This window comes from Mesorhizobium sp. YL-MeA3-2017 (assembly GCF_030814575.1).
GTDB classification, from domain to species: Bacteria; Pseudomonadota; Alphaproteobacteria; order Rhizobiales; family Rhizobiaceae; genus Mesorhizobium; species Mesorhizobium terrae.
Genome location: NZ_JAUSVH010000001.1, coordinates 5,317,045 through 5,343,295, shown reverse-complemented (window position 1 = coordinate 5,343,295; position 26,251 = coordinate 5,317,045). Strand labels below are relative to the sequence as shown.

The 26,251-nt window shown below is 62.7% G+C and carries 29 protein-coding genes; 13 read left to right on the top strand and 16 right to left on the bottom strand.

The features are described 5' to 3' along the window. Nucleotides 1-61: 61 nt before the first annotated feature. The gene (locus tag QFZ88_RS25315) at nucleotides 62-298 is read right to left on the bottom strand and encodes an Lrp/AsnC ligand binding domain-containing protein (protein ID WP_024924850.1); all 237 of its coding nucleotides are present in this window, start codon (nucleotides 296-298) and stop codon (nucleotides 62-64) included. Between the two features lie 82 nt (nucleotides 299-380). After that, entirely contained in the window at nucleotides 381-995 is a 615-nt protein-coding gene (locus tag QFZ88_RS25310; protein WP_024924849.1) for a DsbA family protein, read from the bottom strand. Nucleotides 996-1,173: 178 nt separating this feature from the next. Between QFZ88_RS25310 and QFZ88_RS25305 the strand changes: the two genes are divergently transcribed. Further along, the gene (locus tag QFZ88_RS25305) at nucleotides 1,174-2,391 is read left to right on the top strand and encodes a serine hydrolase domain-containing protein (RefSeq protein ID WP_024924848.1); all 1,218 of its coding nucleotides are present in this window, start codon (nucleotides 1,174-1,176) and stop codon (nucleotides 2,389-2,391) included. A gap of 59 nt (nucleotides 2,392-2,450) precedes the next feature. Here QFZ88_RS25305 and tgt read toward each other — a convergent pair whose 3' ends face one another. Further along, nucleotides 2,451-3,581, bottom strand: coding sequence for a tRNA guanosine(34) transglycosylase Tgt (gene tgt, locus QFZ88_RS25300; protein WP_024924847.1), 1,131 nt, complete (start codon nucleotides 3,579-3,581; stop codon nucleotides 2,451-2,453). Between the two features lie 105 nt (nucleotides 3,582-3,686). Here tgt and QFZ88_RS25295 point away from each other — a divergent pair, with 105 nt between their 5' ends. Further along, the gene (locus tag QFZ88_RS25295) at nucleotides 3,687-4,091 is read left to right on the top strand and encodes a GFA family protein (RefSeq protein WP_036253633.1); all 405 of its coding nucleotides are present in this window, start codon (nucleotides 3,687-3,689) and stop codon (nucleotides 4,089-4,091) included. A gap of 51 nt (nucleotides 4,092-4,142) precedes the next feature. Here the strand turns inward: QFZ88_RS25295 and queA are convergent, their stop codons facing one another. After that, nucleotides 4,143-5,213: a tRNA preQ1(34) S-adenosylmethionine ribosyltransferase-isomerase QueA gene (gene queA, locus QFZ88_RS25290; RefSeq protein ID WP_024924845.1), complete on the bottom strand. Its 1,071-nt coding sequence runs from the start codon at nucleotides 5,211-5,213 to the stop codon at nucleotides 4,143-4,145. A gap of 182 nt (nucleotides 5,214-5,395) precedes the next feature. Between queA and QFZ88_RS25285 the strand changes: the two genes are divergently transcribed. Next, the gene (locus QFZ88_RS25285; protein ID WP_024924844.1) at nucleotides 5,396-6,040 is read left to right on the top strand and encodes a dihydrofolate reductase family protein; all 645 of its coding nucleotides are present in this window, start codon (nucleotides 5,396-5,398) and stop codon (nucleotides 6,038-6,040) included. A 29-nt stretch (nucleotides 6,041-6,069) separates the two neighbouring features. Here QFZ88_RS25285 and QFZ88_RS25280 read toward each other — a convergent pair whose 3' ends face one another. From QFZ88_RS25280 to coaD, 4 genes are read right to left on the bottom strand one after another with little or no spacing between them, the layout of a single operon-like run. After that, nucleotides 6,070-6,519 carry a DMT family transporter gene (locus tag QFZ88_RS25280; protein WP_024924843.1) on the bottom strand — a complete coding sequence of 150 codons (450 nt, stop codon included), beginning with the start codon at nucleotides 6,517-6,519 and terminating at the stop codon, nucleotides 6,070-6,072. Nucleotides 6,520-6,524: 5 nt separating this feature from the next. Next, nucleotides 6,525-7,040, bottom strand: a complete 516-nt coding sequence (locus QFZ88_RS25275) for a peptidylprolyl isomerase (RefSeq protein WP_024924842.1) — start codon at nucleotides 7,038-7,040, stop codon at nucleotides 6,525-6,527. A gap of 21 nt (nucleotides 7,041-7,061) precedes the next feature. Then, complete coding sequence (locus QFZ88_RS25270) at nucleotides 7,062-7,649, bottom strand: peptidylprolyl isomerase (RefSeq protein ID WP_024924841.1); 588 nt, start codon at nucleotides 7,647-7,649, stop codon at nucleotides 7,062-7,064. Between the two features lie 20 nt (nucleotides 7,650-7,669). Beyond that, nucleotides 7,670-8,170: a pantetheine-phosphate adenylyltransferase gene (gene coaD / locus QFZ88_RS25265; protein ID WP_024924840.1), complete on the bottom strand. Its 501-nt coding sequence runs from the start codon at nucleotides 8,168-8,170 to the stop codon at nucleotides 7,670-7,672. 194 nt (nucleotides 8,171-8,364) lie between these two features. Here coaD and QFZ88_RS25260 point away from each other — a divergent pair, with 194 nt between their 5' ends. Next, nucleotides 8,365-8,499 carry a hypothetical protein gene (locus tag QFZ88_RS25260; protein WP_275040854.1) on the top strand — a complete coding sequence of 45 codons (135 nt, stop codon included), beginning with the start codon at nucleotides 8,365-8,367 and terminating at the stop codon, nucleotides 8,497-8,499. A gap of 35 nt (nucleotides 8,500-8,534) precedes the next feature. On the opposite strand, the gene QFZ88_RS25255 is transcribed toward QFZ88_RS25260, so the two are convergent. Beyond that, entirely contained in the window at nucleotides 8,535-9,014 is a 480-nt protein-coding gene (locus QFZ88_RS25255) for a GNAT family N-acetyltransferase (RefSeq protein WP_024924839.1), read from the bottom strand. A gap of 11 nt (nucleotides 9,015-9,025) precedes the next feature. Continuing rightward, on the bottom strand, nucleotides 9,026-11,809 hold the full coding sequence (gene gyrA / locus QFZ88_RS25250; protein ID WP_024924838.1) for a DNA gyrase subunit A: 2,784 nt from the start codon (nucleotides 11,807-11,809) through the stop codon (nucleotides 9,026-9,028). A gap of 398 nt (nucleotides 11,810-12,207) precedes the next feature. Between gyrA and QFZ88_RS25245 the strand changes: the two genes are divergently transcribed. Next, nucleotides 12,208-12,837, top strand: coding sequence for a MarC family protein (locus tag QFZ88_RS25245; RefSeq protein WP_024924837.1), 630 nt, complete (start codon nucleotides 12,208-12,210; stop codon nucleotides 12,835-12,837). A 432-nt stretch (nucleotides 12,838-13,269) separates the two neighbouring features. Here the strand turns inward: QFZ88_RS25245 and QFZ88_RS25240 are convergent, their stop codons facing one another. From QFZ88_RS25240 to ssb, 3 genes are all read right to left on the bottom strand, one after another. Further along, nucleotides 13,270-13,701, bottom strand: a complete 432-nt coding sequence (locus QFZ88_RS25240) for an OsmC family protein (protein ID WP_024924836.1) — start codon at nucleotides 13,699-13,701, stop codon at nucleotides 13,270-13,272. A gap of 32 nt (nucleotides 13,702-13,733) precedes the next feature. Further along, a complete protein-coding gene (locus QFZ88_RS25235; RefSeq protein ID WP_024924835.1) occupies nucleotides 13,734-14,654 on the bottom strand; it encodes a 5'-methylthioadenosine/S-adenosylhomocysteine nucleosidase in 921 nt (306 codons plus the stop codon). A gap of 68 nt (nucleotides 14,655-14,722) precedes the next feature. Next, nucleotides 14,723-15,262, bottom strand: coding sequence for a single-stranded DNA-binding protein (gene ssb / locus QFZ88_RS25230; protein ID WP_024924834.1), 540 nt, complete (start codon nucleotides 15,260-15,262; stop codon nucleotides 14,723-14,725). A gap of 236 nt (nucleotides 15,263-15,498) precedes the next feature. Here ssb and QFZ88_RS25225 point away from each other — a divergent pair, with 236 nt between their 5' ends. The 4 genes from QFZ88_RS25225 to QFZ88_RS25210 all read left to right on the top strand — a co-directional run bounded on the left by QFZ88_RS25225 (nucleotide 15,499) and on the right by QFZ88_RS25210 (nucleotide 17,273). Further along, entirely contained in the window at nucleotides 15,499-15,813 is a 315-nt protein-coding gene (locus QFZ88_RS25225) for an ArsR/SmtB family transcription factor (protein WP_024924833.1), read from the top strand. Continuing rightward, on the top strand, nucleotides 15,810-16,277 hold the full coding sequence (locus QFZ88_RS25220; RefSeq protein WP_024924832.1) for an SRPBCC family protein: 468 nt from the start codon (nucleotides 15,810-15,812) through the stop codon (nucleotides 16,275-16,277). The genes QFZ88_RS25225 and QFZ88_RS25220 overlap by 4 nt, the downstream gene beginning before the upstream one ends. Nucleotides 16,278-16,297: 20 nt before the next feature. After that, the gene (locus tag QFZ88_RS25215; protein WP_024924831.1) at nucleotides 16,298-16,903 is read left to right on the top strand and encodes an ATP-dependent Clp protease proteolytic subunit; all 606 of its coding nucleotides are present in this window, start codon (nucleotides 16,298-16,300) and stop codon (nucleotides 16,901-16,903) included. An 82-nt stretch (nucleotides 16,904-16,985) separates the two neighbouring features. Next, on the top strand, nucleotides 16,986-17,273 hold the full coding sequence (locus QFZ88_RS25210) for a hypothetical protein (protein WP_024924830.1): 288 nt from the start codon (nucleotides 16,986-16,988) through the stop codon (nucleotides 17,271-17,273). A 130-nt stretch (nucleotides 17,274-17,403) separates the two neighbouring features. Here QFZ88_RS25210 and QFZ88_RS25205 read toward each other — a convergent pair whose 3' ends face one another. Beyond that, nucleotides 17,404-17,727, bottom strand: coding sequence for a GCG_CRPN prefix-to-repeats domain-containing protein (locus QFZ88_RS25205; RefSeq protein ID WP_024924829.1), 324 nt, complete (start codon nucleotides 17,725-17,727; stop codon nucleotides 17,404-17,406). Nucleotides 17,728-17,932: 205 nt separating this feature from the next. Between QFZ88_RS25205 and QFZ88_RS25200 the strand changes: the two genes are divergently transcribed. From QFZ88_RS25200 to QFZ88_RS25185, 4 genes are all read left to right on the top strand, one after another. Next, nucleotides 17,933-18,253: a hypothetical protein gene (locus QFZ88_RS25200; RefSeq protein ID WP_024927657.1), complete on the top strand. Its 321-nt coding sequence runs from the start codon at nucleotides 17,933-17,935 to the stop codon at nucleotides 18,251-18,253. Between the two features lie 768 nt (nucleotides 18,254-19,021). Continuing rightward, on the top strand, nucleotides 19,022-21,943 hold the full coding sequence (uvrA, locus tag QFZ88_RS25195) for an excinuclease ABC subunit UvrA (RefSeq protein WP_024924827.1): 2,922 nt from the start codon (nucleotides 19,022-19,024) through the stop codon (nucleotides 21,941-21,943). Next, nucleotides 21,940-22,350 (top strand): DUF302 domain-containing protein, encoded by a 411-nt coding sequence (locus QFZ88_RS25190; protein ID WP_024924826.1) that lies wholly within the window; start codon nucleotides 21,940-21,942, stop codon nucleotides 22,348-22,350. Before uvrA ends, QFZ88_RS25190 begins: the two co-directional genes overlap by 4 nt. Before the next feature lie 497 nt (nucleotides 22,351-22,847). Then, nucleotides 22,848-23,648 carry a DUF72 domain-containing protein gene (locus QFZ88_RS25185; protein WP_024924825.1) on the top strand — a complete coding sequence of 267 codons (801 nt, stop codon included), beginning with the start codon at nucleotides 22,848-22,850 and terminating at the stop codon, nucleotides 23,646-23,648. A 103-nt stretch (nucleotides 23,649-23,751) separates the two neighbouring features. Here QFZ88_RS25185 and QFZ88_RS25180 read toward each other — a convergent pair whose 3' ends face one another. Together QFZ88_RS25180 and QFZ88_RS25175 are read right to left on the bottom strand one after the other, a co-directional pair. Then, the gene (locus QFZ88_RS25180) at nucleotides 23,752-24,531 is read right to left on the bottom strand and encodes a PopZ family protein (RefSeq protein ID WP_024924824.1); all 780 of its coding nucleotides are present in this window, start codon (nucleotides 24,529-24,531) and stop codon (nucleotides 23,752-23,754) included. A 182-nt stretch (nucleotides 24,532-24,713) separates the two neighbouring features. After that, the gene (locus tag QFZ88_RS25175; RefSeq protein ID WP_024924823.1) at nucleotides 24,714-26,093 is read right to left on the bottom strand and encodes a TolC family outer membrane protein; all 1,380 of its coding nucleotides are present in this window, start codon (nucleotides 26,091-26,093) and stop codon (nucleotides 24,714-24,716) included. Nucleotides 26,094-26,251: the final 158 nt, after the last annotated feature.

Sequence of the window (26,251 nt, the reverse complement as noted above, 5' to 3'; positions counted from 1 at the left end):
GCGGCAAAGCACTGTTATGGGCAGCCGCATGCCGAAAAAACGGTCACCCGGAAGGCGAGCGTCAGAACGCCCGGAAGGTGACGGTCGTGAACGTATCCTTGATGCCGGGAATGACCTGCACCTTCTCGTTGACGAAATGGCCGACATCCTGATCGTCATCGATGTAGAACTTCGCCATCAGGTCGTAGTGACCGGCGGTCGAATAGATTTCGGAAGCGATCTCGGCGTCGGCCAGCGCGCTTGCCACGTCATAGGCCTTGCCGAGCTCGCATTTGAACTGAACGAAAAAAGTCTTCACGGCTCCGCCTCGCTGGTGCCCTTGCTGATGCGGTCGTTCTGGCAGACTGGCGGCGGCGTTTCAAGCGCCGCCTTGGGTAGGGTCAGGACCTGGCTTGACGAACCGCCGTCCTGAGTTCGTCCAGCGACAGACCGTGACGGAACAGGCGGCCGCCCACCACCAGTGCCGGTGTGCCACGCAGCTTGAAGGCACTGGCCTGGCTCTCGTTGCGGACAAGCAGCGCGTCGATCCCGGCACCGCGCTCGGCCAGATTTGCACGCGTCCTGGCAAGGTCGATGCCGGCATCGGCCAGGATCGTATCCGTGCGGCGCTCCGACAGCCGGCCCTCGGCCGTCATCAGGGCATCCACCGCCTGCCCATAGTGGCCGCTATCGCTGGTGGCGAGCGCCATTTTGGCCGCGTAGCGCGACGCGTCTCCAAAGATCGGCCAGTCCTTCATGACCAGACGGATGCCTGCGTCTTCCGCGAGCAGTTTCTTGAGCTCGATGAAGGCCAGTTTGCAGACCGGGCATTGAAAATCGACATATTCGGCGATGGTGACGTCGCCTTGCGGGTTGCCAAGCGCGGGAATGGCCGGATCGGCAGCCACTTCATCCATGGTCGGCATGGCTGCCGCATTGGCCAGCAGGCAAGGCAGCGCCAGAGCGGCGACCGCACCGGTCAAAAACAAACGACGGTCGATTGGCTGACACAACATCGTCCACTCCGAGATCCGCGCGAATCCTCCCGCCGAAAGCATGTCTGGCGCGCCTTAACCACGGCTTAAAGGCGGAAGGGCCGACAGTGGCGCCGAGATTGACACATCTTCCTTTGACGGCTTCAAAATCGGCATAGTCATGAGAGCCGCCGTCAGAGCGGTTTTGGGGAGGATTTTCATGCGGACATTCTGGCGTTGGGCATTGCGCGTCGTTGTGCTCACTGTCGTCGTTGCGCTCGTCGGTGGCTTCGTCTTCCGCCAGAAGATCAAGGAACTGCATGCGGTCTATATCTATGCGAACCTGTTCAAGCCGGATGTGATCGACGAGAATTTCCGCTCGTTCTACAAGACCTATCCTTCCGTCCGCATCGAGCGTGGCGCCGAGGTGAGCGACCTTCCAAAAGCCGAACGGCCGCTTCCGGAAACATATGTGTCGGGCGGCGAGACCCGTACGATCGCCGACTGGATCGAACAATCCCAGACCACCGGCCTGCTGGTCATCAAGGACGGCGTGATCGTCCATGAGGAATACCGGCGCGGCAACAGCGCACAAACGCAATCGATCGCCATGTCGGTTTCGAAGTCGACCATCTCGTTCCTGATTGGCAACGCGGTTGCCGACGGTCTCATCAAGCTGGACGACCCGGTGGAGAAATACGCGCCGCTGCTGGCCGAGGGCGGCTACAAGGGCGTCAAGGTCAAGAACGTGCTGCAGATGGCGTCCGGCGTTGGATTCAACGAGGATTATGGCGACCTCAACTCCGACGTCGTGCGCTACATCATCCAGATCCTGACCGGCTCGGTGGACGATTTCACCGCCCATCTGAAGAACGAGCGCCCGCAAGGTACGGTCAACCGCTATGTCTCGGCCGATACGCAGGTGCTGGGCATGGTGCTGGAGGGTGCCACCGGAAAGCCCCTGCCCGACTATTTCAAGGAGCGGCTGTGGTCGCGTCTCGGTCCCGAGGCCGATGCCTACTGGCTGGTCGATCAGAAGAAAGAAACGATCGCCGCCGGCGGGCTCAATGCGGTGCTGCGCGACTATGCCCGCTTCGGGCTGCTTTATCTGAACGAGGGGCGCAACTGGAAGGGCGAGCAGATCGTGCCGGCAGTGTGGGTGCATGCCTCGGTGACACCCGACGCGCCCTATCTGATGCCGGGCCGCGAAGACGCAGCCGCCGGCGTGCCGTTCGGCTATGGCTACCAATGGTGGATACCCGGCAAGCCGCAGGGCGACTTCTCGGCCATCGGCATCTATGGCCAGTTCATCTACGTCAACCCGGCGCGCAAGGTCGTCATCGCCAAAACCTCGGCCTATGTCGACTACAACAACAGCGGCAACGCCATGGAGTACGCGACGATCGATGCCTTCCAGGCGATCGCCAACGCGCTGTAATACTTTTGATCCGATGCCTGAGCTTTCCGAAGATCGATCCAGACCCGCAGGATCAAGCGCTACAGAGCCGGTAGATCGCCCCTCGCCCAGCCTTCCGAGATCGCCGCCGTTCGGGTCTCAAACTGGCCGGCCTCGATCGCATTGCGAATGTCCTGCATCAGCTTCTGATAGTAGGACAGGTTGTTCCAGGTCAGCAGCATGGCACCGAGCGCTTCCTGCGAGCGCACAAGGTGGTGCAGATAGGCGCGGGAATAGTCGCGCGCGGCCGGGCAGTCGCTCTCTTCGTCCAACGGGCGTGGATCGTCGGCGTGGCGGGCGTTGCGCAGGTTGATCTTGCCGCGCCGTGTATAGGCAAGCCCGTGGCGCCCCGCCCTTGTCGGCATCACGCAATCGAACATGTCGATGCCGCGCGCCACCGACTTCACGATGTCGTCGGGCGTGCCGACGCCCATCAGGTAGCGCGGCTTTTCCGCCGGCAGTTCCGGACAGGTGATGTCGAGCATCTCCAGCATCACAGCCTGCGGCTCGCCGACCGCGAGACCGCCGACTGCGTAGCCTTTGAGCCCCATGGCGGACAGCGCCTGCGCGGAACGCACGCGCAGCTTTTCATTGTCGCCGCCTTGCACGATGCCGAACATCGCCTTGCCGGGCTGGTCGCCAAAAGCCGTCTTGCAGCGCTCGGCCCAGCGCAGCGACAGCTCCATCGCCCGCTCGATTTCGTTCTCGTCCGCCGGCAGCGCGGTGCATTCGTCGAGCTGCATCTGGATGTCGGAATCGAGCAGGCCCTGGATTTCGATCGAGCGCTCCGGCGACATTTCATAGGGCGAACCGTCGATATGCGAGCGGAAGGTGACGCCCTGCTCGGTCAGCTTCCTGAGCTTCGACAGCGACATCACCTGGAAACCGCCGGAATCGGTCAGGATCGGATGCGGCCAGCGGGCGAATTCGTGCAGGCCGCCCAATCGCGCGACACGCTCGGCGCCCGGGCGCAGCATCAGGTGATAGGTGTTGCCCAGGATGATGTCGGCGCCGACGCCGCGCACCTGGTCCATATACATGGCCTTGACGGTGCCGCCCGTGCCGACCGGCATGAAGGCCGGCGTGCGGATCTTGCCGCGCGGCATGGAGATTTCGCCGCGCCGCGCCTTGCCGTCGGTGGCGAGTACAGAAAAGGAAAAGCTCTCGGTCATGCGCTGCCTTTAGCCGCCGCCGCGCTGCATGACAATCGCCGGACCTACCTTGTTCGATCAAGGCGGCCCTTCTACCCTGTATGACGGCAAACCGGGGTCGACCCGATGACGACGATCGAAGGTGCATGCCATTGCGGCGCGGTCCGCTGGCGCTTCAACGGAACACCGGAAGGCGCGACGGCGTGCAACTGCACGGTCTGCCGCCGCCACGGAACCCTGTGGATCTATGGTCATGAGGGCGAGGAGATCGAGGTGTCGGGCGAGGCGCACGCCTATGCGCGCCACGGCAGCGAAAGCCACCTCACCTTCAACTTCTGCCCGAAATGCGGCTGCGTGGCCTGGTGGCGCGGCACGCGGCTGAACAAGGAAGGCCGCCGGCGCATGGCCGTGAACGTACGGCTGGCCGAGCCGGAGGTCGTCGCCGCCCTGCCCATCGACCATTTCGACGGGCTGGACACTTTTACCGACTTGCCGCGCGATGGCCGCTGCGTGGCGGACTACTGGTTCTGAATACCAGCGAAGTCGCTATTCGCCTAATTCCCTGTCATGCACCGGCGCGCCTCACGCCCTGAACAGCAGACTGCCGTCGCCGTAGGAATAGAAACGATAGCCGCTCTTAATGGCATGGCCATAGGCCAAGCGCATGGTTTCCAATCCGGCAAAGGCCGACACCAGCATGAACAGCGTCGAGCGCGGCAGGTGGAAATTGGTCATCAGCGCATCGGCGGTGCGGAAGCGATAGCCGGGCGTGATGAAGATGTCGGTCGCGCCTGACCAGGCGGCGAGCGTGCCGTCCGGGCGCGCGGCACTCTCCAGAAGCCTGAGCGAGGTGGTGCCGACGCAAACGATGCGGTTGCCGCGCGCCTTGGCGGCATTCAGCGCATCGGCGGTCTCCTGTGACACATAACCGGTCTCGGCATGCATTTTGTGGTCGGCCGTATCGTCGGCTTTGACCGGCAGAAAGGTGCCGGCGCCGACATGCAGCGTCACGAACCGCCGCTCAATGCCTTTGGCATCGAGTGCGGCAAACAGGTCCGGCGTGAAATGCAGGCCGGCGGTGGGGGCCGCCACGGCCCCCTCTTCCCGCGCATAGATCGTCTGGTAGTCGGAAAGATCGCGCGCGTCGTCGTCGCGCTTGGAGGCGATATAGGGCGGCAGCGGAATGTGGCCGACGGCATGCAGCGCTTCATCGAGGAATGCACCCGAGAGGTCAAAGCCGAGCAGGACTTCGCCGCCCTCGCGCTTTTCGAGCACGGTGGCGTCGAGCTGGCCGAGAAAACAGGAATTGCCGTCATGGCCGAAATGGATGCGGTCGCCGGTGGCGATGCGCTTGCCGGGCCGCATGAAGGCCAGCCAGCGGTCGGCCCCGGTGCGCATATGCAGCGTCGCCTCGACCTGAGCGGTCGCGTCGCCACGCCGGCGGATGCCGCGCAGCTGCGCCGGGATGACCTTAGTGTCGTTGAAGACGAGCACATCGCCGGGTTCGAGCAATGACGGCAGGTCGCGCACGACCTTGTCGGCCAGCCCCTCGCCGGGCCTCACCACCAGGAGTCGTGCCGCGTCGCGCGGTTCGGCCGGGCGTAGCGCAATGCGCTCCTCGGGCAGGTCGAAATCGAACAAATCCACTTTCATGGCTGCGGCAATAGCCTGATCTGGACCCGGCCGTCACCTGCTTTTGCGCCACCGCGCCTCGCGGCCGGTCACACAAGGGCAATGCGACGATGGAGTCGCTACTCATAACTGATTGCATTTTGCAATCAGTATACCTATCTTCGCGTACCCTGGAAAAACACTCCCAAAGCAGGACGCGTGTCATGAGTAAGGTTAGAGTATTGGGTTTCTCGGTTTCGCTCGACGGCTACGGCGCCGGGCCGGAACAGAGCCTCGAACACCCGTTCGGCAAGGGCGGCATGGAATTGCCGCAATGGCTGATGGGAACGAAGACATTCAACACGATGATCGGCGAACAAGGCGGTTCGACCGGCGTGGACGACCGCTATGCGGCGGCCTCGCTGCAAGGCTTCGGCGCCTTCATTATCGGCCGCAACATGTTCGGTCCGCTACGTGGTGAATGGCCGGACGAGAACTGGAAAGGCTGGTGGGGCGACAACCCGCCCTATCACACGCCGGTGTTCGTGCTTACGCATCACGCGCGGCCGTCGATCGAGATGGAGGGCGGAACGACCTTCCATTTCGTCACCGAAGGCGCCGACGAGGCGTTGAAGCGGGCAAAGGCGGCGGCGGGCAAGCTCGACGTCAAGATCGGTGGCGGTGTCGAGACGGTGCGGCACTATCTGCGCACCGGGGCGATCGATGACATGCATCTGGCGATTTCGCCGGTGCTGCTCGGCAAGGGCGAAGCGCTTTTCGCCGGTCTTGACCTGCCGGCTCTCGGCTATCAGGTCACGGCCCGCGAGACAACGGACCTAGCCACGCATGTCGTGCTGGAGAAACGTTGAAGCGCCGTCCCCGGTGGGGACGACACGCTTCAATAAAGCCTGATCATCAGGGCGCCGGCGAGCAAGAGCACGGCGCCCACGATGCGGCCGGTGGAGATTTCGCGAACCGCGACGCCAAGAAAGCCAACGCGATCGACCATCATGCCGGCCAGAAGCTGGCCGGCGACCAGGAATGCCATCAGCGCCGCGGCGCCGATCCGCGGCGTCAACAGCACCGAGCTCGTCACATAAACGGCACCAAGGGCACCGCCAGCCACGAACAGCCATGGTGCGGGGGTTCGCCAGTCGATGACGAGCCCCTGCGTTCTGGTGGTGAAGAAGGTGACAACGCCCAGCACGACAGCGCCGGCCAGGAACGAAATCGCGGCGGCAGCCACGGGCACGCCCAATCCGCGTGCGAGTTGGGCATTGATGGGAGCCTGGATCGCGATGAAGGCGCCCGCCAGGACGCCGAGAAGCGACCAGAGAGCGCCGACCATCGAGCTTAGGCCTGCACGTCCGCGGCGACCTTCAGCGACACGATCTTGTCGGGATCCTGCACCGGCTCGCCGCGCTTGATCTTGTCGACATTGTCCATGCCTTCGATGACCTGGCCCCAGACCGTGTACTGGCGGTTGAGGAAGCCGGCATCCTCGAAGCAGATGAAGAACTGCGAATTGGCCGAGTTCGGGTTCTGCGCGCGCGCCATCGAGCAGGTGCCGCGGCCGTGGTTCATGTTGGAGAATTCGGCCTTCAGGTCCGGCCTGTCGGAGCCGCCCATGCCGGCGCGGCCCGGGTTGAAGTCCTTGCCGCCCGACTTGCCGAACTTGACGTCGCCGGTCTGGGCCATGAAGCCGTCGATGACGCGATGGAAGACGACGCCGTCATAAGCGCCTTCGCGGGCCAGTTCCTTGATGCGGCCGACATGGCCAGGGGCCAGATCGGGGAACAGTTCGATGACGACCTTACCCTTGGTCGTTTCCATGATGAGCGCGTTTTCGCGGTCCTTGATTTCAGCCATTTTCTGTATCCTCTTGAAAAATCAGTTCTTGTCAGCGGCGATGCGGACCTTGACCATGCGGTCGGGATCGGTGACCGCGCCGTTGTCGGCGGCATCGCCCTTCTTGATCTTGTCGACGAGTTCCATGCCCTTCTCGACGGTGCCGACAATGGTGTACTGGCCGTTCAGCGACGGCGCCGGGGCGAACATGATGAAGAACTGCGAGTTCGCCGAGTTCGGGTTCTGGGAGCGGGCCATGCCGACGACGCCGCGCACATATTTCTCCTTGGAGAATTCGGCCGGCAGGTCCGGCTCCTTCGAGCCGCCGGTTCCGGCGAGGCTGGCATCATAACCCTTCTTGGCGTTGCCGTACTGCACGTCTCCGGTCTGGGCCATGAAGCCGTCGATCACGCGATGGAAGACGACATTGTCATAGGCGCCTTCGCGCACCAGCTTCTTGATCTGGGCAACATGCTTCGGCGCCAAATCGGGGCGCAGGGCGACGACGACGTCACCGTCCTTCAGCGTGATGACCATGGTGTTCTCGGGGTCTGCCGCGAAAGCCTGCGACGCGCCGCCGAACAGGCCGGCAAGCACGACGAGGAAAGCGGCGAGCTTCTTGAGCTGCATTGGAAAAATCTCCGAAAAGTCTATTTCGCGAATTTGGCTTTAAGCGCACCGGCGACCGCCACCGGCACGAACGGGCGGATATCGCCCCCCATCGAGGCTATCTGGCGGACCAATGTGGCGGTAATCGTGCGCACCGAGGGGCTGGCCGGCAGGAACACGGTCTGCAGTTCGGGCGCCATGGTCTCGTTCATGCCCGCCATCTGCATTTCATAGTCGAGATCGGTACCGTCGCGGAGGCCGCGGATCATGATCGAGGCACCTTGCTTGCGGGCGGCGTCGATCACCAGCCCGGTAAAGGAAACGACGCGGATGCGCCGGCTTTCAGCCCCGAATTCAGTGGCGGCGGCCCTCTCAATCAGTTCGGCCCGTTCCTCGAATGAAAAGAGCGCCGTCTTCGACGCCTGGATGCCGATCGCGGCATACACCGTATCGGCAATCGCCAGCGACGCCTTCAGCACGTCGAGGTGACCGTTGGTCAACGGGTCGAAGGAGCCGGCATAGAGCGCGATGCGTTCGGTCATGTTGCTGCTTCTAGCGGGCGCGCGGCTGGAACGCAAATGGCCTTGCCACGCGGCGCGTGAACCCTTCGTCAACCATGAACAGCAGATGAACGGCGCAGTCAGACACGGTTAAATTCTGTTCACGTACAGATAGATGATGATGCGGAGTGAAACCTTTTCACCCGCCGCTCGTTTAGGTGACAGGAGAACCAGCCATGATGATCCTCATGCTCGCCACTGCAATGACCGTAGCGATGTTGATTGCGACCGTTTTCGGCCTACACCAGGAAGCCGAGCGCGTGCGCCTCGACGATTTCGACCGCCGCAACCGTTTCGGCCGCCGCCGCTAAGGCCCAATCCCGAACCAACCCCTGCCGACAGGCGCTTACGCCTCGTCGGCCAGCCGCTTCTCCATATCCACCACGATCCAGCCCGGCCGTTTCGGATTGGCCCGCCTGCCGGTTTCGCGATAGCCATAGGCCGAATAGAGCGCGATGTTCCGCTCCATTCGCGCGTTGGTGTAGAGCTTGACCAGATCGAACTGAGCGGCCCGCGCTTTTTGCTCGGCCCAGTCAAGCAGCCGGATGCCCAGCTTCCGGCCCTGGAAGGCCGGCGCCACCGCAACGGAAAAGATCAGGATGTGATCGGCGTGCCGTTCCAGCACGATCAGCCCGGCGAGCGCGCCTGAGACTTCCAGCAGCCAGACCTGCCCCGCTTCGATGCGAGGAGCGTAGTCCTCGGTGACAGGGATCGGCGGCGCGCCAAACGCCTGCGTATAAGGCTCATAAGCCTGCTCGGTCAGCGCCGTGACCGCCTCGACATCCGAGGCGGTGGCGAGGCGAAATACCGGCGTTTCGTCCAGCATCGTCCCGGCCGTCAGGCCTGCGCCGGATCAGCGCCGCCTTCGCCGGCACCGTCTTCGGCCGTCTCCTCGCCATCCGCATCGTCGCCTTCCGGCTCGGAAATGCGCTCGACGGACACCACCTTTTCGCCCTCGGCGGTGTTGAAGATGGTGACGCCCTTGGTGGCGCGGCTGGCGAAGCGGATATCGTGCACCGGCACGCGAATGACCTGGCCGCCGTCGGAGACGAGCATGATCTGGTCGTCATTGCCGATCGGGAAGGCCGCTACCAGCGGACCGATTTCACCCACCTTCGACACGTCGGTGGCGCGAATACCCTTGCCGCCGCGGTTGGTCAGGCGGAAGTCATAGGACGAGGAACGCTTGCCGTAACCATATTCGGTGACGGTGAGCACGAACTGCTCGTGCTGCCTCAGCAGTTCATAGCGCTCGTCGGAAAGCTGCGCTTCCTCGGAGACCTCCTCGTTGGTCAGCGCGACATCTTCCTCTTCGCCGGCGCCGGCCAGCCGCCGCTCGGCAACCGAGCGCTTGAGATAGGCTGCGCGTTCCGCCGGATCGGCGTCGACATGTTCGATGATCGCCATCGAGATGACGCGGTCGCCTTCGCCCATCGAGATACCGCGCACGCCGACCGAATTGCGGCTCTGGAACACGCGCACGTCATCGACACGGAAACGGATGCACTGGCCCGAATTGGCGGTCAGAAGCACGTCGTCATTGTCGGTGCAGGTTTCGACGCCGAGGATCTCGTCGCCTTCTTCCTCCAGCTTCATGGCGATCTTGCCGTTGCGATTGACCTGGACGAAATCGCTGAGCTTGTTGCGGCGGACGGTGCCGCGCGTCGTCGCGAACATCACGTCGAGTTCGCCCCAGCTTGCCTCGTCCTCCGGCAGCGGCATGATCGTGGTGATGCGTTCGCCCTGTTCGAGCGGCAGCATGTTGATCAGCGCCTTGCCGCGCGACTGCGGATTGCCGATTGGCAGGCGCCAGACCTTTTCCTTGTAGACGATGCCACGCGAGGAGAAAAACAACACCGGCGTATGGGTGTTGACCACGAATAGCCGGGTGACGAAATCCTCGTCCTTGGTCGACATGCCCGAGCGGCCCTTGCCGCCACGACGCTGCGCCCGGTAGAGCGACAGCGGCACGCGCTTGATGTAGCCGGAATGGCTGACGGTGACGACCATGTCCTCACGCGGGATCAGGTCCTCGTCTTCCATGTCGGCGCCAGCATCGGTGATCTCGGTGCGGCGCGGCGTACCGAACTCATCGCGCACGGCAATCAGTTCGTCCTTGACGATCTGCTGGATACGGGCACGGGAAGCCAGAATATCAAGGAAATCAGCAATTTCGGTGCCGATCTTGTTCAGTTCGTCGGCGATTTCGTCGCGACCGAGCGCGGTCAGGCGCTGCAGGCGCAATTCGAGAATGGCGCGGGCCTGCTCTTCCGACAGATTGTAGGTGCCGTCCTCGTTGATGCGGTGGCGCGGATCGTCGATCAGGCGGATCAGCGCCTCAACATCGGCGGCCGGCCAGCGGCGCGTCATCAGCTGCTCGCGCGCCGTCTGCGGGTCCGGCGCGTTGCGGATCAGCTTGATGACCTCGTCGATGTTGGCGACCGCGATCGCCAGACCGACCAGGACGTGAGCGCGTTCACGCGCCTTGCGCAGCAGGAACTTGGTGCGCCGGCTGATCACTTCCTCACGGAAAGCGACGAAGGCCCTCAGCATGTCGAGCAGGGTCAGCACTTCCGGCTTGCCGCCGTTCAAAGCCACCATATTGGCGCCGAACGACGTCTGCAGCGGCGTGAAGCGGTAGAGCTGGTTGAGGATCACCTCGGCATTGGCGTCGCGCTTCAGCTCGATCACCACGCGGTAGCCCTGACGATCGCTTTCGTCGCGAATGTCGGAAATGCCCTCGATGCGCTTTTCGCGCACCAGTTCGGCCATCTTCTCGATCATCGAGGCCTTGTTCACCTGATAGGGAACCTCGGTGATGACGATGGCCTCGCGCTCGCCGCGCATCTCCTCGACATGCACCTTGCCGCGCATGACGACCGAACCGCGGCCGGTCGAATAGGCGTTGTAGATACCGGAACGCCCAAGGATCAGACCGCCGGTCGGGAAATCCGGACCGGGAATGATCTCCATCATCGCGGCAAGATCGATGGCCGGATTGTCGATGACGGCGATGGCGCCGTTACAGACTTCCACAAGGTTATGCGGCGGGATGTTGGTGGCCATGCCCACCGCGATGCCACCCGCGCCATTGACCAGCAGCGCCGGGAAGCGCGCCGGCAGAACCTTCGGCTCCTGGCCAGACGCGTCATAGGTGTCCTGGAAGTCGACCGTATCCTTGTCGATGTCCTCGAGCAGCTCGTGCGCGACCTTGGTCAGGCGCGATTCCGTGTAGCGCATCGCTGCCGGCGGATCGCCGTCGATCGAACCGAAATTGCCCTGCCCGTCGATGAGCGGCACACGCATCGACCAATCCTGCGCCATGCGCACCAAGGCATCGTAGATCGAGGCGTCGCCGTGCGGGTGATATTTACCCATCACGTCGGCGACCGGGCGCGCCGACTTCACATATTTGCGGTTCCAATGATAGCCGCTCTCATGCGAGGCATAGAGGATGCGCCGGTGCACCGGCTTCATGCCGTCGCGCACATCGGGGAGCGCGCGGCTGACGATCACGCTCATGGCGTAATCGAGATAGGAGCGCTGCATCTCCTCGATAATAGAAATCGGCTCGATGCCTGAAGGGCCGTCCGGCCCGCGCGGTGTCTTCTGGTCGGTCAAAACAGATCGCAATCTTTAGGGAATCGTTCAAATCTTATATAGGAAAGCGGCGCCATTCTCCAATCCCGGAGCGCGGTTTTTCGTCGCCGCACCGATGTTTTCCAGTGCTTATTTCCCCTGTTATTTCAACGAGATAAGAGAAGCCGCCGAAAGGCGCCTCCATACGGGCCGCCACAATGTGGCAAGCTCGTGAATTTGCACCCGAAAATACCGTCACAGCAGCAGCGGAAATCGCATGAAACGCCACCGCCAGGATCCGGAAAAACGAGCAAATCCAAACGGCCGGCGATAGCTGACACTGGAAGCGTTGCCGACCGCAGCCATTGCGCGAACGACCGGTGACAAGGTGATCGCATTCGCGCTACCAATGACGCGGTCACGCGCGGAAGGGGAACGGCATGCCCACTTACGAAAGCCTGTTCAACGCCTTCGTGACGCTGCTCGTGACCATCGACCCGCCAGGCCTGGCGCCGCTCTTCCTGGCGGTGACGCGCGGCATGAACCGCGAACAGCGCCAGCAGGTGTCGGTGCGCGCTTCGATCATCGGCTTCCTGGTGATTGCACTCTTCGCTGTGGCCGGCGCCTCGATCCTTTCGGTGTTCGGCATTACCCTTCCGGCGTTTCGCGTCGCCGGCGGCTTCCTCCTGTTCTTCATCGCCTTCGAAATGGTGTTCGAGCGCCGGCAGGACCGTAAGGAAAAGAGCGCGGACGTGGCAATCACCAAGGACCACATCCACAACATCGCCGCCTTCCCGCTGGCCATACCGCTGATTGCTGGCCCCGGCGCCATCTCCGCGACGGTGCTGCTGTCCAGTTCATACCATGGCGTTGCGGGCCAACTGTCGCTGCTCGCCATCATCCTGGCCTGCCTGCTGATCACCTATGTGGTGTTCATTCTGGCCGAACGCATCGACCGTATCCTCGGCCAGACCGGGCGCTCGATCCTGACCCGGCTGCTCGGCGTCATCCTGGCCGCGCTCGCCGTGCAATTCGTCGCCGACGGCATCAAGGCGCTGGCCGGAAGCTGACAACTCCCACCTTACGCCGATCCGGCCACGGCCGGTCATTCCTTCATGAGCGAGCATCCGGACCGGCCCAGGAAGGCCCGATCTCGATCGGAAAACGGCATATGTGAAGAAGATCACAGATCGGGAACCGACGCGACAGCTACGCTGTCGCCGTCTCGCGCAATCATGACTGTCCAACGAGGGTTGCGCGTTCTCGGGAGCGTCCCGTGTGCCTCCCCGCATGCGGGACGCTCCCGCTTTTTCAACCGAAGCGAGGAGTGTCGGCAGCCTGCCGTGGCCAAGCCACGACTGCTTTGCTTCCGTTCCGGCCGGCAATGCATGGCCTGACGCCAGGCGACGCCATGCCAGTCGCAGCATGAAGACTTCGCGGTTGGAGCGCAAATTTCCCGCTCGACCGCGGTGGGGAGGGTCGGGTTGCCAGGCCCGAACGGATCAGAGCACGTCGGCAGCCGTATCGACCACTTCGAAGTCGTGCGTCACCTTCGCGGTCTTGCCCATCATGATCGAGGCCGAGCAGTATTTTTCGGCCGACAACTGCACCGCCCGCTCGACCTTGTCGCGCGACAGGCCCCTGCCCTTGACGATGAAATGCATGTGGATGCGGGTGAAGACCTTCGGATCGGTTTCGGCGCGATCGGAATCCAGCTCGACGACACAATCCTCGACCGCCTCGCGGCCCTTTTCGAGGATATGCACGACATCGATGGCCGAACAGCCGCCCGTGCCGATCAGAAGCAGTTCCATCGGGCTTGGCCCGGGTGACTTGCCGCCTTCGCCATGCGCCGTGCCCAGAACCAGTTTGTGGCCGCTCTGGGATTCTCCCACGAATGTGCGGCCTTCAACCCATTTGATACGCGCCTTCATGCCATTTCCTCTTTTCAGCGAAAGCCAGCGGCTCAGGGCATCTCGGCCAGAAGCGCCTTGACCACATGAGCCGAGTTTGTCGAGGCGAGCGCCATGAACGTCGCCATCTGATTGGCGCCTTCGCCGCCGCCAGCCAGATCGGAAAGACTGCGGACCGCCAGGAACGGCACGCCGTTGCTGTAGGTGACGTGAGCGACCGCGGCACTTTCCATGTCAAGCACCTTGGCATCGAAGGTCTTGTGCACATAGTCGCGGAATTCGGCGTTGTCGACGAAAGCCTGCCCGGACACGCCATTGCCGCCGACGACGATTTTGGGCGGCTTGGCGAGACAGCTGTTGTCGGACGCGCAGGCCAGAAGGTCGAGTTTCGCCGCCACCTTGCGCGCCGCATCGAGCAGCGCCGGGTCGGAAGGGAACCAGAATTTCGTCTCCTCATCAGCACCGCCCTTGCGGGCAATGCCGACCGAGCGCGGCACGATCATGCCATAGCCGGCGAATTTGTCCTTCGGCAGGAAGGCCGGGATCTCAAAACCGCTGTCGGTCTTGCGGGCAAACACCGCCTCGAGATACTGGCCCCATTGGTCGGCAATGACGACGTCGCCGATGCTCAGCGCCGGATCGACACCACCGGCAATGCCCGAAAAGACCACTGAAGTGACGACGAACTGATCGAGCGCGGATTGCGTGGTCATCGCCGCATTGACCATGCTGACCCCGCTCAGGAACAGAACGACGTCCTTGCCGGCAAGCTTGCCGGTGATGAATTTGCGCCCGTTGATCTCATGTTCGGCGCGGTCGGACAGATCCGCTTGCAACGCCACCCATTCGGGCGGAAAGGCGGAAACGACCGCGATGCGCTGCTTTTCGTCCAGGCGCTCGGCTGCCGAGGCAGCCGGCTCGAACATGGCCAAAAGCAGCAGACCAAGGGCCGCGAGACGGGCGAAAGCGCGCATCACCAGTTCTCCTGCGGGAAGAACCGCCCTACCCGACCGGCGGAGCGGTAAAAGCCGGCCAATAGCAATCAGAACGGGATTTCATCATCCAGTTCGCGGGACGCACCACCGCCGCCGCCACGGTTGCCACCGCTGTCGCGGCCGCCACCGAAACCACCGCCGGAGCCGCCGCGACCACCGCCGTCAGTAGGGCCGGACTGGCCGAAGCTGTCGCGACCGCCGCCGGAGTAACCAACCTGGCCGCCCTCGCCCTGTCCACGCGCGTCGAGCATCTGCAATTCGCCACGGAATTTCTGCAGCACGATCTCGGTCGTGTAGCGATCCTGGCCCTGCTGGTCCTGCCATTTGCGGGTCTGCAGCTGACCCTCGACATAAACCTTCATGCCCTTCTTCAGATATTGCTCGGCGACCTTGGCGAGCTGATCGTTGAAGATGACGACGTTATGCCACTCGGTCTTTTCCTTGCGTTCGCCCGAGTTCTTGTCGCGCCAGGATTCCGAGGTGGCGACGCGGATGTTGACGACCGCATCACCCGAATTCAGCCGACGGACTTCCGGGTCCGCGCCCAAATTACCAACCAGAATGACCTTATTGACGCTGCCCGCCATCACACTTCTCCGCGCTCATCCGAAACCAAATTTCTCGCCGCACCATATAGGCTGAGGGTTTTCAGTGCCTGCCTCCGCAGGCCTTTCCCACAAGGTTTTTGTTCTACTTCCGTTCTAGTCTTTATCGCCAACGCTTGTCAAGGAATGTCAGCAAATGCGGGGCTTGCAAGCCTCTTTCGGCCAACGGAACAGAACAGGCCTTGCCAAATGAATAAGTACTCACTTATGCTTTTAGCATGATCGAATCCGAAATCTTCCGGGCACTCGCCGATCCAACCCGGCGCGCGCTCTTCGAACGCCTCGCCGCAGGCGAGATGACGGTTTCCGAATTGCGGACCGGCACGCCGATTTCGCAGCCGGCGGTCTCGCAGCATCTCTCCGTGCTGCGCGGCGCCGGGCTGGTGAGCGAGCGCCGCGAGGGCCGCAACGCCTATTACCGCGCCGCGCCGGACGGACTGGGTCCGCTGCTCGGCTGGATCGAACGCTACCGCGCCTTCTGGCCCGACCGCATCGAGAAACTGAAAGCCGTGCTCAAGGAGATGGATCAATGACCAGCGACGAACCGCGGGACCATAAGGATATCGTCGTCGAATGCGATCTGCCGGAGCCTCCGGAAAAGGTCTGGCGCGCTATCACGCAACCCGAAATTGTCGCTGCCTGGCTGATGCCGAACGACATCAAGCCGGAAGCCGGCCATCGCTTCAAGCTGGGCGAGGAAGGTCATATCGACTGCGCGGTTATCGAGGCCGAACCGGAACAGCTGTTGCGCTATTCATGGCGCGAACGGCCCGTCTCCGGCGAGGCCGGTTTCGACAGCGTCGTGACCTTCGTGCTCGCCCGCACCACGACTGGCGGTACGCATCTGCGGATTGTCCATGATGGGTTCGCCGCCGTCGCCGGCGCGACCGTCATGAGCGGCGTGGCATCGTGCAGCATGAGGCTCCACGTCGCCACGACATCCCCAACCAAAACCGTCCGTGCGGCCAACGCGCCGCAATGGCGGTTGATCGCCTGAACCCACGAAGGAACAAGACAATGTCCGCCATTGCCAATCTTGTGCCCATGGTCATCGAGCAGTCGAGCCGCGGCGAACGCACATTCGACATCTTCTCGCGGCTGCTGCGCGAGCGCATCATCTTCGTCAACGGCGAGGTCAACGACACCATGTCGGCCCTGGTCTGCGCCCAGTTGCTGTCCCTGGAATCCGACAATCCCGACAAGGAGATATCGCTCTACATCAATTCGCCCGGCGGCGTGGTGACCGCCGGTTTCGCCATCTACGACACCATGCGTTACGTCAGTTGTCCGATTTCGACGGTATGCATGGGCTTTGCCGCCTCGATGGGTTCATTCCTCCTGATGGCCGGCACGCCCGGCCGACGCATCGCGCTGCCCAACAGCAGCATCGTCCTGCACCAGCCGCTGGGCGGCTTCCAGGGCCAGGCATCCGACATCCAGCGTCACGCGGAGAATATCAGTCGCGTCAAAAAGCGCATGATTGGCCTCTATGCGGAACATTGCGGCCGCACGCTCGATGAAGTCGAGCGCACGCTTGACCGCGACCATTTCATGACCGCCGAGGAAGCCAAGGCCTGGGGGCTGGTCGACCACGTCTACGATACGCGCAAACACGCCGCCTGACCGGTATGTCAGCGCGATCGATGACAGCGCGGTCGGATGGCAGGGACTGGTCGCGGCGGCATCATGCGCCTATGTTAGGGGCATGATCCGCATTTCCGCTCCCCTCGCAATCGGGTTTTTGGGCTTGCTGGCAGTGTTGCCGCAGGCGGCGACCGCTGTTGCCGGCGAGCCGGCAAAGCCATCAAAAGGCAGCCTGCCTGGTGTCGATGGCGGCTACCGCATCGTCCAGCCGGCCGCCCCGCAGCCGGAGCCCGACGACACTAGCAACGGTGCGAACCGGCAATTCAAGATCGGCGACATGGACGTGCGCATTTCCGGCTCGGTGATCGTCGATGTCGGCGCCGGCGCGGTGTCGGCACCACGCCGCTAACAACAGCCCGAAAAATCAAAGTCGCGGCTCTGCGCCGCCGGATCAAACCAACGGATCTCTCGGCTGGAGACCAAACGGCAAGCGACCGACACGGCTGCGTCGGCCGCTCGTCAGGACATCGCTGGGCGTCTTACCAGTTGCGGACGCAATAGCCGCGCGGTGTCAGATGGGTGCCGCGCGGGCATGCGCGGTAGGCGGGCCGATTGCGGACGCATTCGCCATAGCGGTTCAAATGGCGGCCCGGGCCGCAATAAGCGCGCATCCTGTTTGGAACGCAGCGGCCCCAACGATCCATGTGACGGCCCGGCCCGCAGCGCCAGCCGACCTGCTCGATTGCGTTCGATGAGAACTGGGAAGATTGCGCGGGCGCGATCGGATAAGAGAAGGCAGGCGCGGCGAACGAGAAAAGACCGCCGAGAAGCACCAGGGCGGCGACAAGTTTTGCAGAATACATCACGTATTCCTCCGAGCGATGCCCCCCTGCACGCACGACGGTATTGACCGCTGGGTGAATGGAACGTGAATGTCTTCACGTTTCACGGCGATGTGAAAGGCACTGCCCGCAGGCACTCGCCGTCGGCCGACCAGTTCATCTGTGCTATCGCGACCAGCGCCGGGCTGCGTTATCAAGGACTGGGGCACAACGATGAGAGGACGCCATGCGGTTTCTTCCATACGTCGCTTCGGCCCTTGCTGCCCTTACCCCTGTTCCTGCGCTCAGCCAGCCGATGTTCGGCTACGGCACCAAGGACACCACTTTCTACATCACCGCCTGGAATCCGGAGAACAGAAGCTGGAACTGCTCGGCCGCCTTCACGCTCTATGATGACAGCCAGGGCGTGGCGCGGGTCGAGTTCAGCTACAATGAGAACTTCGTCGTCACCTCGCACACCAACAACACCATCGTCCATTTCGTCCAGGCACGCTGGGCGACGCGCAATCTGCGCTATTCGATAACCAGCCAGCCATCCTGCTTCTGACCGACGGGAACGGGAGTACCCGGGTAGCGTCCACGCGACGGCTGTTGCCGTCGCGGCTTTCGCGACGGTGGATGTTTCCCGCGGTTTGGAGATTCAATGGCCCCTAAAAACCATTGGCCCCGCCGCTGCCTGTGGCAAAGCGGACGGGGCCTTTTGGGGGTTTACCCGATATTACCGGGAGCGTTTCACCGGCTTTGGGTTTCGGGTGCTTCGCGGCATTCAGCCGTCGACCCGACTAGTGGTCTCTGGTTGTAAAGGGGGTCGGCAGGTCACGGTTTGCGCGAACAGGCGTTCGCCTGCCCTGACACCTATGCCCGCCGCGGCTCCAACGACAGATGGAGCCCGAAGATACTGTCCGGTGGGGTCATACCTCGCTCCTTCTCTTGGTTGCTCTTGCCGTCTTCCCAGAGCACTTATTCGTTCGTCCGCGGCGCCTCGCGGATCACCTGCTGGCACGAAGATCGCCCCTTGGCGATCGGCTCGGTTGACCCTTGGACTGTGCGCCTCCCCTCCCCATGCGTCAACCTTTGCTTAGTCGATTGCGGAAAATGTGATCGGAACGATCCGGAACGTCACGTTCTCCTGACATCGCTCTGTCAGGAGCGCGTTCGATCTTTGTTCTTTTTTGCTTGCCCGCCCGCGCGAAAGACGGTTAAACCCGACACGTTGCGGGGTCCACTCGATCTTGCGGCAACAATACCTACATTAACGGGCGGCCGGGCAGATCCGTCCTGCCCAGACATTGCAAAACCGAGGCGGCGGACCGGCATGGCCGACCATAAGTACATTTCCATTCGCGGCGCACGCGAGCACAATCTCAAAAATGTCGACCTGGACCTGCCGCGGGACAGCCTGGTCGTGATGACGGGCCTGTCGGGCTCCGGCAAATCGTCGCTTGCGTTCGACACGATCTACGCCGAGGGCCAGCGTCGATACGTGGAAAGCCTGTCGGCCTACGCCCGGCAGTTCCTGGAGATGATGCAGAAGCCGGACGTCGACCAGATCGACGGCCTGTCACCCGCCATTTCCATCGAGCAGAAGACGACTTCCAAGAACCCGCGCTCGACGGTCGGAACCGTCACCGAAATCTACGACTACATGCGGCTGTTGTTCGCGCGCGTCGGCGTACCCTATTCGCCGGCCACCGGCCTGCCCATCGAAAGCCAGACGGTGAGCCAGATGGTCGACCGCGTTCTGGCGATCGAGGAAGGCACGCGCCTTTACATCATGGCGCCGATGGTTCGCGGCCGTAAGGGCGAATACAAGAAGGAATTGCTGGAACTCCAGAAGAAGGGTTTTCAGCGCGTCAAGGTCGACGGCGTCTTCTATGAAGTTGGAGACGTGCCGGCGCTGGACAAGAAATACAAACACGACATCGACGTCGTGGTCGATCGCGTCGTCGTGCGCGGCGACCTCGCCACGCGCCTGGCGGATTCGATGGAGACCGCGCTCAAGCTTGCTGAAGGTCTGGTTGTCGCAGAATTCGCCGACCGCCCGCTGCCGGCCAGCGAAACATCCGAAGAATCCGCCTACAAATCCAAGAACGAGACGCATGAGCGCATCCTGTTCTCGGAAAAGTTCGCCTGCCCGGTGTCCGGCTTCACCATTCCAGAGATCGAGCCCCGGCTGTTCTCGTTCAACAATCCGTTCGGCGCCTGCCCGACCTGCGACGGGCTGGGCAGCCAGCGCGCGATCGACGAAAACCTCGTGGTGCCGGACGACAATGCGACACTGCGCGACGGCGCCGTCAGTCCGTGGGCAAAATCCACCTCCCCCTATTATTCGCAGACCCTGGAAGCGCTGGGAAAGGTCTACGGCTTCAAGCTCGGCGACAAGTTCAAGGATCTGAGCGAGGAGGCCCAGCAGGCCATTCTTCGCGGCACCGGCGAACGCGAGATCACCTTCAACTATGATGACGGCCTGCGCTCCTACAAGACGACCAAGACCTTCGAGGGCGTGATCCCCAATCTCGAGCGGCGCTGGAAGGAAACGGAATCGGCCTGGATGCGCGAGGAGATCGAGCGCTTCATGTCGGCCACCCCCTGCCCGGCCTGCAACGGCTACCGACTGAAACCGGAAGCCCTGGCGGTGAAGATCGCCGGCAAGCATATCGGCGAAGTGACGGAACAGTCGATCCGCAAGGCCGACCGCTGGTTCAACGAATTGCCGGAGCAGCTCAACGAAAAGCAGAACGAGATCGCCGTCCGTGTGCTGAAGGAAATCCGCGAAAGACTGCGCTTCCTCAACGATGTCGGCCTCGACTATCTGACGCTGTCGCGCAATTCGGGCACGCTGTCGGGTGGCGAGAGCCAGCGCATCCGCCTCGCATCGCAGATCGGCTCCGGTCTTACCGGCGTGCTCTACGTGCTGGACGAGCCGTCGATCGGCCTGCATCAACGCGACAATGCACGCTTGATCGAGACGCTGAAACATCTGCGCGACATCGGCAACACCGTCATTGTCGTCGAACATGACGAAGACGCCATCCTGACCGCCGACTATGTCGTCGACATCGGCCCGGCGGCGGGCATCCATGGCGGCCACATCATCGCCCAGGGCACACCGCGCGAGGTGATGGCCAACCCGGCTTCGATTACGGGCAAATATCTGTCGGGCGAGCTCGAGATCGCGACACCGGCCGAGCGACGGCCCGGCAAGAAGGGCAAGCGCATCAAGGTCGTCGGCGCGCGTGGCAACAATCTGAAGAATGTCACCGCCGAGTTTCCGCTCGGTACCTTCACCGCCGTCACCGGCGTATCGGGCGGCGGCAAGTCGACCTTCCTGATCGAGACGCTGTTCAAGGCCGCGTCCCGCCGCATCATGGGTTCGCGCGAGCATCCGGCCGAGCATGACCGTATCGAGGGCCTCGAATTCCTCGACAAGGTCATTGACATCGACCAGTCGCCGATCGGCCGCACACCGCGATCGAACCCGGCCACCTATACGGGCGCCTTCACCCCGATCCGGGACTGGTTCGCCGGCTTGCCGGAAGCCAAGGCGCGCGGATATCAGCCGGGCCGTTTCTCGTTCAACGTCAAGGGTGGCCGTTGCGAGGCCTGCCAGGGCGACGGCGTCATCAAGATCGAGATGCACTTCCTGCCCGACGTCTACGTGACCTGCGACGTCTGCCACGGCAAGCGCTACAACCGCGAGACGCTGGACGTCACCTTCAAGGGCAAATCGATCGCCGACGTTCTCGACATGACGGTCGAGGAAGGCGTCGACTTCTTCGCCGCAGTGCCGGGCGTGCGCGACAAGCTCGTCACGCTCAACCAGGTCGGCCTCGGCTACATCCATATCGGCCAGCAGGCGACGACCTTGTCCGGCGGTGAGGCGCAGCGCATCAAGCTGGCCAAGGAACTGTCGCGCAAGGCGACCGGCAAGACGCTCTATATTCTCGACGAGCCGACTACCGGCCTGCATTTCCACGACGTGGCAAAACTGCTCGAAGTGCTGCACGAACTGGTCGACCAGGGCAACACCGTGATCGTCATCGAGCACAATCTGGAAGTCATCAAGACCGCCGACTGGGTGCTCGACCTTGGCCCCGAGGGTGGCGACGGCGGCGGCGAACTCGTGGCGTCGGGCACGCCGGAAGACGTCGTCGCCGAGCCGCGATCCTATACCGGCCAATACCTCAAGGAGCTTCTGGAGCGGCGACCGAAGGGGAAGCGCGAGGCGGCTGAATGACGGGTGGCGATGGCATCGTCACCATCGAAAGCCGCTTGACGGTAACGGAAACCATCGACCGGCTGGTCGAAGTCGTTACCAAGCTTGGCCTCAACGTCTTTGCCCGCATCGATCATGCGGCGGGCGCGCGCGATGTTGGCATGGCGCTTCGCCCAACGGAACTTCTCATCTTCGGCAATCCGAAGGGCGGCACGCCGCTCATGCAGGACAGGCAGATCGCCGGTATCGACCTGCCGGTAAAGGCGCTGGCCTGGGAAGATGAAGCCGGCAAAGTATGGCTCTCCTACAACACCGCCGAATGGATCGCCGTGCGACATCATTTGGGCGACGCCAGCAATGCAGCGGTTCAAGCGATAGCCGGTGGCATGAGCAAGGTTGTGGGCCTGGCAACCGGTCGCGAAGAGTAACGGTCACGGCACTGCTGCGTCCCTGAAACCGACGATCGACTGCAGGGAGTTTCTTAACCGCCGGACAAAAAAAAGCAGACGAATAGGAAATTCGCCTGCTCACCCCCAGCGTTTGGCAGCGACGCGGCCGTTGGCACCACGCGCTACCCCCGAGCCAAAGAACCGGGAGAACGGTCTTAACGGTCTGATTTATTTTAGCGGATCGTGATCCAAGGTACAGAGCCCAGTTTCACCGGAAGCAACCGGGTCGCGTTCCGGGGAACTGGCACAAAACCGCGGTTTCGCGCCGGAATATCGATCAGACGGCTGCCGACCGGACAGGCAGAGCGTCTTATACTTTGGTACATAATGCTCGGCGAACGATCAAGCGGTGGACGTTGATGGCAGGAGCCTGCCCTCGCCCGCCGATTTCGGATGGCGTGGACGGCACCGCCGTGATTTGACTTGATGGCGTTGCACGGGCCGACATCCCGCAACGATACAACGGAGGACGAACGATGAGCGCAGCAGGCAAGATCCGGTCGGGCATGGGCGGCTGGACCTTCGAACCGTGGGACGTGTCGTTCTATCCGGAAAAGCTCGCCAAGACGAAGCAGCTGCATTTCGCTTCGCGCCAGGTGCCGAGCATCGAGGTCAACGGTACCTACTATTCCAGCTTCAAGGAGCCGACCTTTCTCAAATGGGCGGGAGATGCCCCGGACGGTTTCGTCTTCTCCCTGAAGGGCAACCGGTTCGTGACCAACCGACGGGTGCTGGGCGAGGCAGGCGAATCGATGATGAGGTTCATCGAATCCGGCGTGGCGGCGCTCGGCGAAAAACTCGGACCGCTCCTGTGGCAGTTCGCGCCGACCAAGAAATTCGATCCCGCCGATTTCGAGGCCTTCCTGAAATTGCTGCCGGAGAAACAGGATGGCGTCGTCCTGCGGCACGCGCTCGAAGTGCGCAATCCATCCTTCGTCGTTCCGGAATTCGTCGCGCTGGCGCGCAAATACAAGGCGGCAATCGTCTATGCCGACCATGCGACCTACCCGGCCATTGCCGATGTCACGGGCGATTTCGTCTATGCCCGCCTGCAGACCGGCAAGGACGATAACCCTGACTGTTATACGCCCGAAGCGCTCGACCAATGGGCCGAACGGGCCAAGGTTTGGTCGGGCGGCGGCGTACCGAAGGATCTGCCGCGCGCCGACCCCAGCACGGATGCGCCGGTCAAACCGCGCGACGTGTTTGTCTACTTCATCACCGAAGGCAAGGTGCGCGCGCCATTCGGCGCCATGGCGTTGATGCGGCGGGTGTAGGATCGATACCTGACACACAAAAGCCGCCCTTCCGGGGCGGCTTTTGTGTTTTCAGACTCATGAACCGCGCGAAGCGTCCAATCGCCTGCAATTTCCAAGAAGGTCAGGCACCGCGCGCAATGCGCTCGATTTCCTCGCGCACCAGACGTTCGACCAAGATCGGCAGATTGTTATCGAGCCAATCCTGAAGCATGGGCTGCAGCATTTCGGCGGCCATATCGTCGAACGATTTCTTGCCGCGGCTGGCAAAAGCCTCCGACAATTCCTCGAAGGAGGCCGCGACCTGGCGGCTTGCCTGTTCGGAAATCAACGACGGGCGCAGCGGCGCGGTCTCGACCGACGACAGATGCTCAACATGTTGCCGCGCCGCAGCAATACGGGCAGGTTCGCGCGCGACATCATCCTCGCCGCCTCGCACAGCAAACGTCTCGACACGGGCTGGCTCACCAACCGGTTCGTGCTCGACCTCGCGCAGCCAGGACGCCGGTACGGTTTCCGCTACCTCGGCTTCCGCCGCTGGCGATTCGTCGGCTTGCGGACGTTCGGTGATGGTACGCGCGCCGACTTCGGCAAGCGTAATCACCGGCGCGGCAGGACGTTCCGGTTCAGCGACGGCCGTTACCAGCTGCGCCTGTACATCGGCCAATGTAATCGGCTTCGGGGCTTGCGGCTCGGCGCGCAACTCGGAGCGGAACGCGGCCACTTCCGGCGACGTCGTCTCGACAACAGCGACCGGAGAGACGTCCGCTTCGCTCGCCAGCTGGATTTCCGACAGATCCTGCGCCGGCTTGCGGCCGGTATCGCTGTCTTCGATGATCCTGCGGATGGAAGCCAGGATCTCTTCCATCGAAGGTTCGCGCTGCGCGCTGCTTGCCGTGGCCATTGTCACATCCGCCGCCCTTGTGACCGAGTGCGTTCCCATCCGGCGATGACGCCGGACTCGAATCATGACGTAAGCGTAACCGACCGGCCGCCATCGGAGAATCCCCAAACTGGGGACTCGTGCGATTTCAACAGATTAGAAGATGAGCGCGCTCTCGACGCAGATCGCTCGATAGCCAAGCCTCAGCGGCCGTCCGGCGTACGCAAGCCGTACCACTTGTCCTTGACAGCCTTGTAATGCTCTTCAGGCTTGTACTTGGTGACCTGGAGACCAAGGCGTTCGACCGTCAGCCGGCCCATGGCCTGAAGGATGCCGTAGCTGGCGATCACCACGTCACGCTCCGAGCCGGCGAGGTTGATCTGCGCGTTGACGACGGCGTTCTGGGCATTCAACACGTCCAGCGTCGTCTGCTGGCCGACATTGCGCTCTTCGATGACGCCGTTGAGCGCCAGCTGTGCTGCCGCGACCGACTGGCGATTCGCATCGACGTTCTGGCGGGCGGCCGTGTAAGAGGTCCAGGCGGCAACCACATTGTTGCGAACCTGATCGCGTGCGACATCGACCTCGATCCGGGCCTGGCCGAGCTTCTCCTTCTGCTGCCGCACCGTCGCGGCGACGCGACCGCCCTCGTAGATCGGAATGGTGAGCGTCGCACCGACACTGGCGGAGGTCGAATCAGGATCCTCGCCGGCAAAACTCGGAGACGCGCTTCGGTAATTCTGCGAGATGCCGGCGGAAGCGGAAAGCTGCGGCAGCAACTGGCCTTGCGCGGATTTCACCGAAAAGCCGGCGGCGTCGACCAGATGCTGATTGGCAATGATGGCCGGATTTTCGTTGTTCGCCGAGGCGATCGCCGACTCGAGCCCGGAAGGCAGCAGCTTCGCCAGGGCGCCTGGCGCCTTGAGCTTGCCGGGCTCCTCGCCCACGATCTGATGGTAGATGCCGGCGCTGGCCAGCGCCTGCGCCTTGGCGGCGCTGACCTGAGCCTGCGCGGTGGCACGCGACGCATCGGCCTGGGCAACATCCGTCCGGGTGCCCTCGCCGACCTCGAAGCGAGAGCGGGCGGCACGCAACTGCTCGGTGATGGCCTTCAGGTTCTGCTCGGTCAGCTTGGCGACCTGCCGATCGTGAATCACGTTCATATAGGCCTGGGCAGCGGTGAACAGGATGCCCTGCTCGGTGTTGCTGAGGCCAGCCACGGAGGCACGCACCTGTGCTTCGGCGGCAGCGACGTTGTTCTTGGTCTGGAAACCGTCAAACAGGGTCTGGTTGATCTGCACGCCGAAATTGCCGGTGGTCAGGCGCCCAGGCTGGGTGCCGCCGCGCGTGTTCGAATAGTTGATGCCCGCGGAACCGTTGATGGTGGGGCGATAGCCGGACTTGGCGATGGCCACGCCTTCGTCGGTGGCGCGGGTGCCGGCGCGGCCGGCGTTCAGGGTCGAGTTGTTCTGATAAGCCTTGGACAAGGCTCCCAGGATCGTCTCGGCGGACGCCTGAAAGGGGGTCAGCGCGGTTGCGCTGACGAGCAATGCGGCGAGGAGACTCTTGGTTACAGACGGCACGGTAAATCCTCATTCTTCATCGGAAACCACGCCATGACGCCTGCCCCTTATTCGGCACCCGTCATCGCGTGTCTACGTTCCATGCCACTGATCCATCTCCCCAAATCAGGATTGGCGGCAACGATCTGTTAACACAAGCCACCATGACCGGACGCCTG

Bases quoted from the DNA above. Each gene is read 5' to 3' on its own strand.
- QFZ88_RS25240 (WP_024924836.1), bottom strand. From the start codon at position 13,701: ATGAAGGCGCGTATCAAATGGGTTGAAGGCCGCACATTCGTGGGAGAA.
- QFZ88_RS25190 (WP_024924826.1), top strand. From the start codon at position 21,940: ATGACGGGTGGCGATGGCATCGTCACCATCGAAAGCCGCTTGACGGTA.
- QFZ88_RS25210 (WP_024924830.1), top strand. From the start codon at position 16,986: ATGATCCGCATTTCCGCTCCCCTCGCAATCGGGTTTTTGGGCTTGCTG.
- QFZ88_RS25220 (WP_024924832.1), top strand. From the start codon at position 15,810: ATGACCAGCGACGAACCGCGGGACCATAAGGATATCGTCGTCGAATGC.
- QFZ88_RS25225 (WP_024924833.1), top strand. From the start codon at position 15,499: ATGATCGAATCCGAAATCTTCCGGGCACTCGCCGATCCAACCCGGCGC.
- queA (WP_024924845.1), bottom strand. From the start codon at position 5,213: ATGAAAGTGGATTTGTTCGATTTCGACCTGCCCGAGGAGCGCATTGCG.
- QFZ88_RS25310 (WP_024924849.1), bottom strand. From the start codon at position 995: ATGTTGTGTCAGCCAATCGACCGTCGTTTGTTTTTGACCGGTGCGGTC.
- QFZ88_RS25280 (WP_024924843.1), bottom strand. From the start codon at position 6,519: ATGGTCGGCGCTCTCTGGTCGCTTCTCGGCGTCCTGGCGGGCGCCTTC.
- coaD (WP_024924840.1), bottom strand. From the start codon at position 8,170: ATGACCGAACGCATCGCGCTCTATGCCGGCTCCTTCGACCCGTTGACC.
- QFZ88_RS25185 (WP_024924825.1), top strand. From the start codon at position 22,848: ATGAGCGCAGCAGGCAAGATCCGGTCGGGCATGGGCGGCTGGACCTTC.
- QFZ88_RS25235 (WP_024924835.1), bottom strand. From the start codon at position 14,654: ATGCGCGCTTTCGCCCGTCTCGCGGCCCTTGGTCTGCTGCTTTTGGCC.
- QFZ88_RS25285 (WP_024924844.1), top strand. From the start codon at position 5,396: ATGAGTAAGGTTAGAGTATTGGGTTTCTCGGTTTCGCTCGACGGCTAC.
- QFZ88_RS25275 (WP_024924842.1), bottom strand. From the start codon at position 7,040: ATGGCTGAAATCAAGGACCGCGAAAACGCGCTCATCATGGAAACGACC.
- QFZ88_RS25270 (WP_024924841.1), bottom strand. From the start codon at position 7,649: ATGCAGCTCAAGAAGCTCGCCGCTTTCCTCGTCGTGCTTGCCGGCCTG.
- QFZ88_RS25205 (WP_024924829.1), bottom strand. From the start codon at position 17,727: ATGTATTCTGCAAAACTTGTCGCCGCCCTGGTGCTTCTCGGCGGTCTT.
- QFZ88_RS25245 (WP_024924837.1), top strand. From the start codon at position 12,208: ATGCCCACTTACGAAAGCCTGTTCAACGCCTTCGTGACGCTGCTCGTG.
- ssb (WP_024924834.1), bottom strand. From the start codon at position 15,262: ATGGCGGGCAGCGTCAATAAGGTCATTCTGGTTGGTAATTTGGGCGCG.
- QFZ88_RS25295 (WP_036253633.1), top strand. From the start codon at position 3,687: ATGACGACGATCGAAGGTGCATGCCATTGCGGCGCGGTCCGCTGGCGC.
- QFZ88_RS25305 (WP_024924848.1), top strand. From the start codon at position 1,174: ATGCGGACATTCTGGCGTTGGGCATTGCGCGTCGTTGTGCTCACTGTC.
- tgt (WP_024924847.1), bottom strand. From the start codon at position 3,581: ATGACCGAGAGCTTTTCCTTTTCTGTACTCGCCACCGACGGCAAGGCG.
- QFZ88_RS25260 (WP_275040854.1), top strand. From the start codon at position 8,365: ATGATGATCCTCATGCTCGCCACTGCAATGACCGTAGCGATGTTGATT.
- QFZ88_RS25215 (WP_024924831.1), top strand. From the start codon at position 16,298: ATGTCCGCCATTGCCAATCTTGTGCCCATGGTCATCGAGCAGTCGAGC.
- QFZ88_RS25180 (WP_024924824.1), bottom strand. From the start codon at position 24,531: ATGGCCACGGCAAGCAGCGCGCAGCGCGAACCTTCGATGGAAGAGATC.
- uvrA (WP_024924827.1), top strand. From the start codon at position 19,022: ATGGCCGACCATAAGTACATTTCCATTCGCGGCGCACGCGAGCACAAT.
- QFZ88_RS25255 (WP_024924839.1), bottom strand. From the start codon at position 9,014: ATGCTGGACGAAACGCCGGTATTTCGCCTCGCCACCGCCTCGGATGTC.
- QFZ88_RS25200 (WP_024927657.1), top strand. From the start codon at position 17,933: ATGCGGTTTCTTCCATACGTCGCTTCGGCCCTTGCTGCCCTTACCCCT.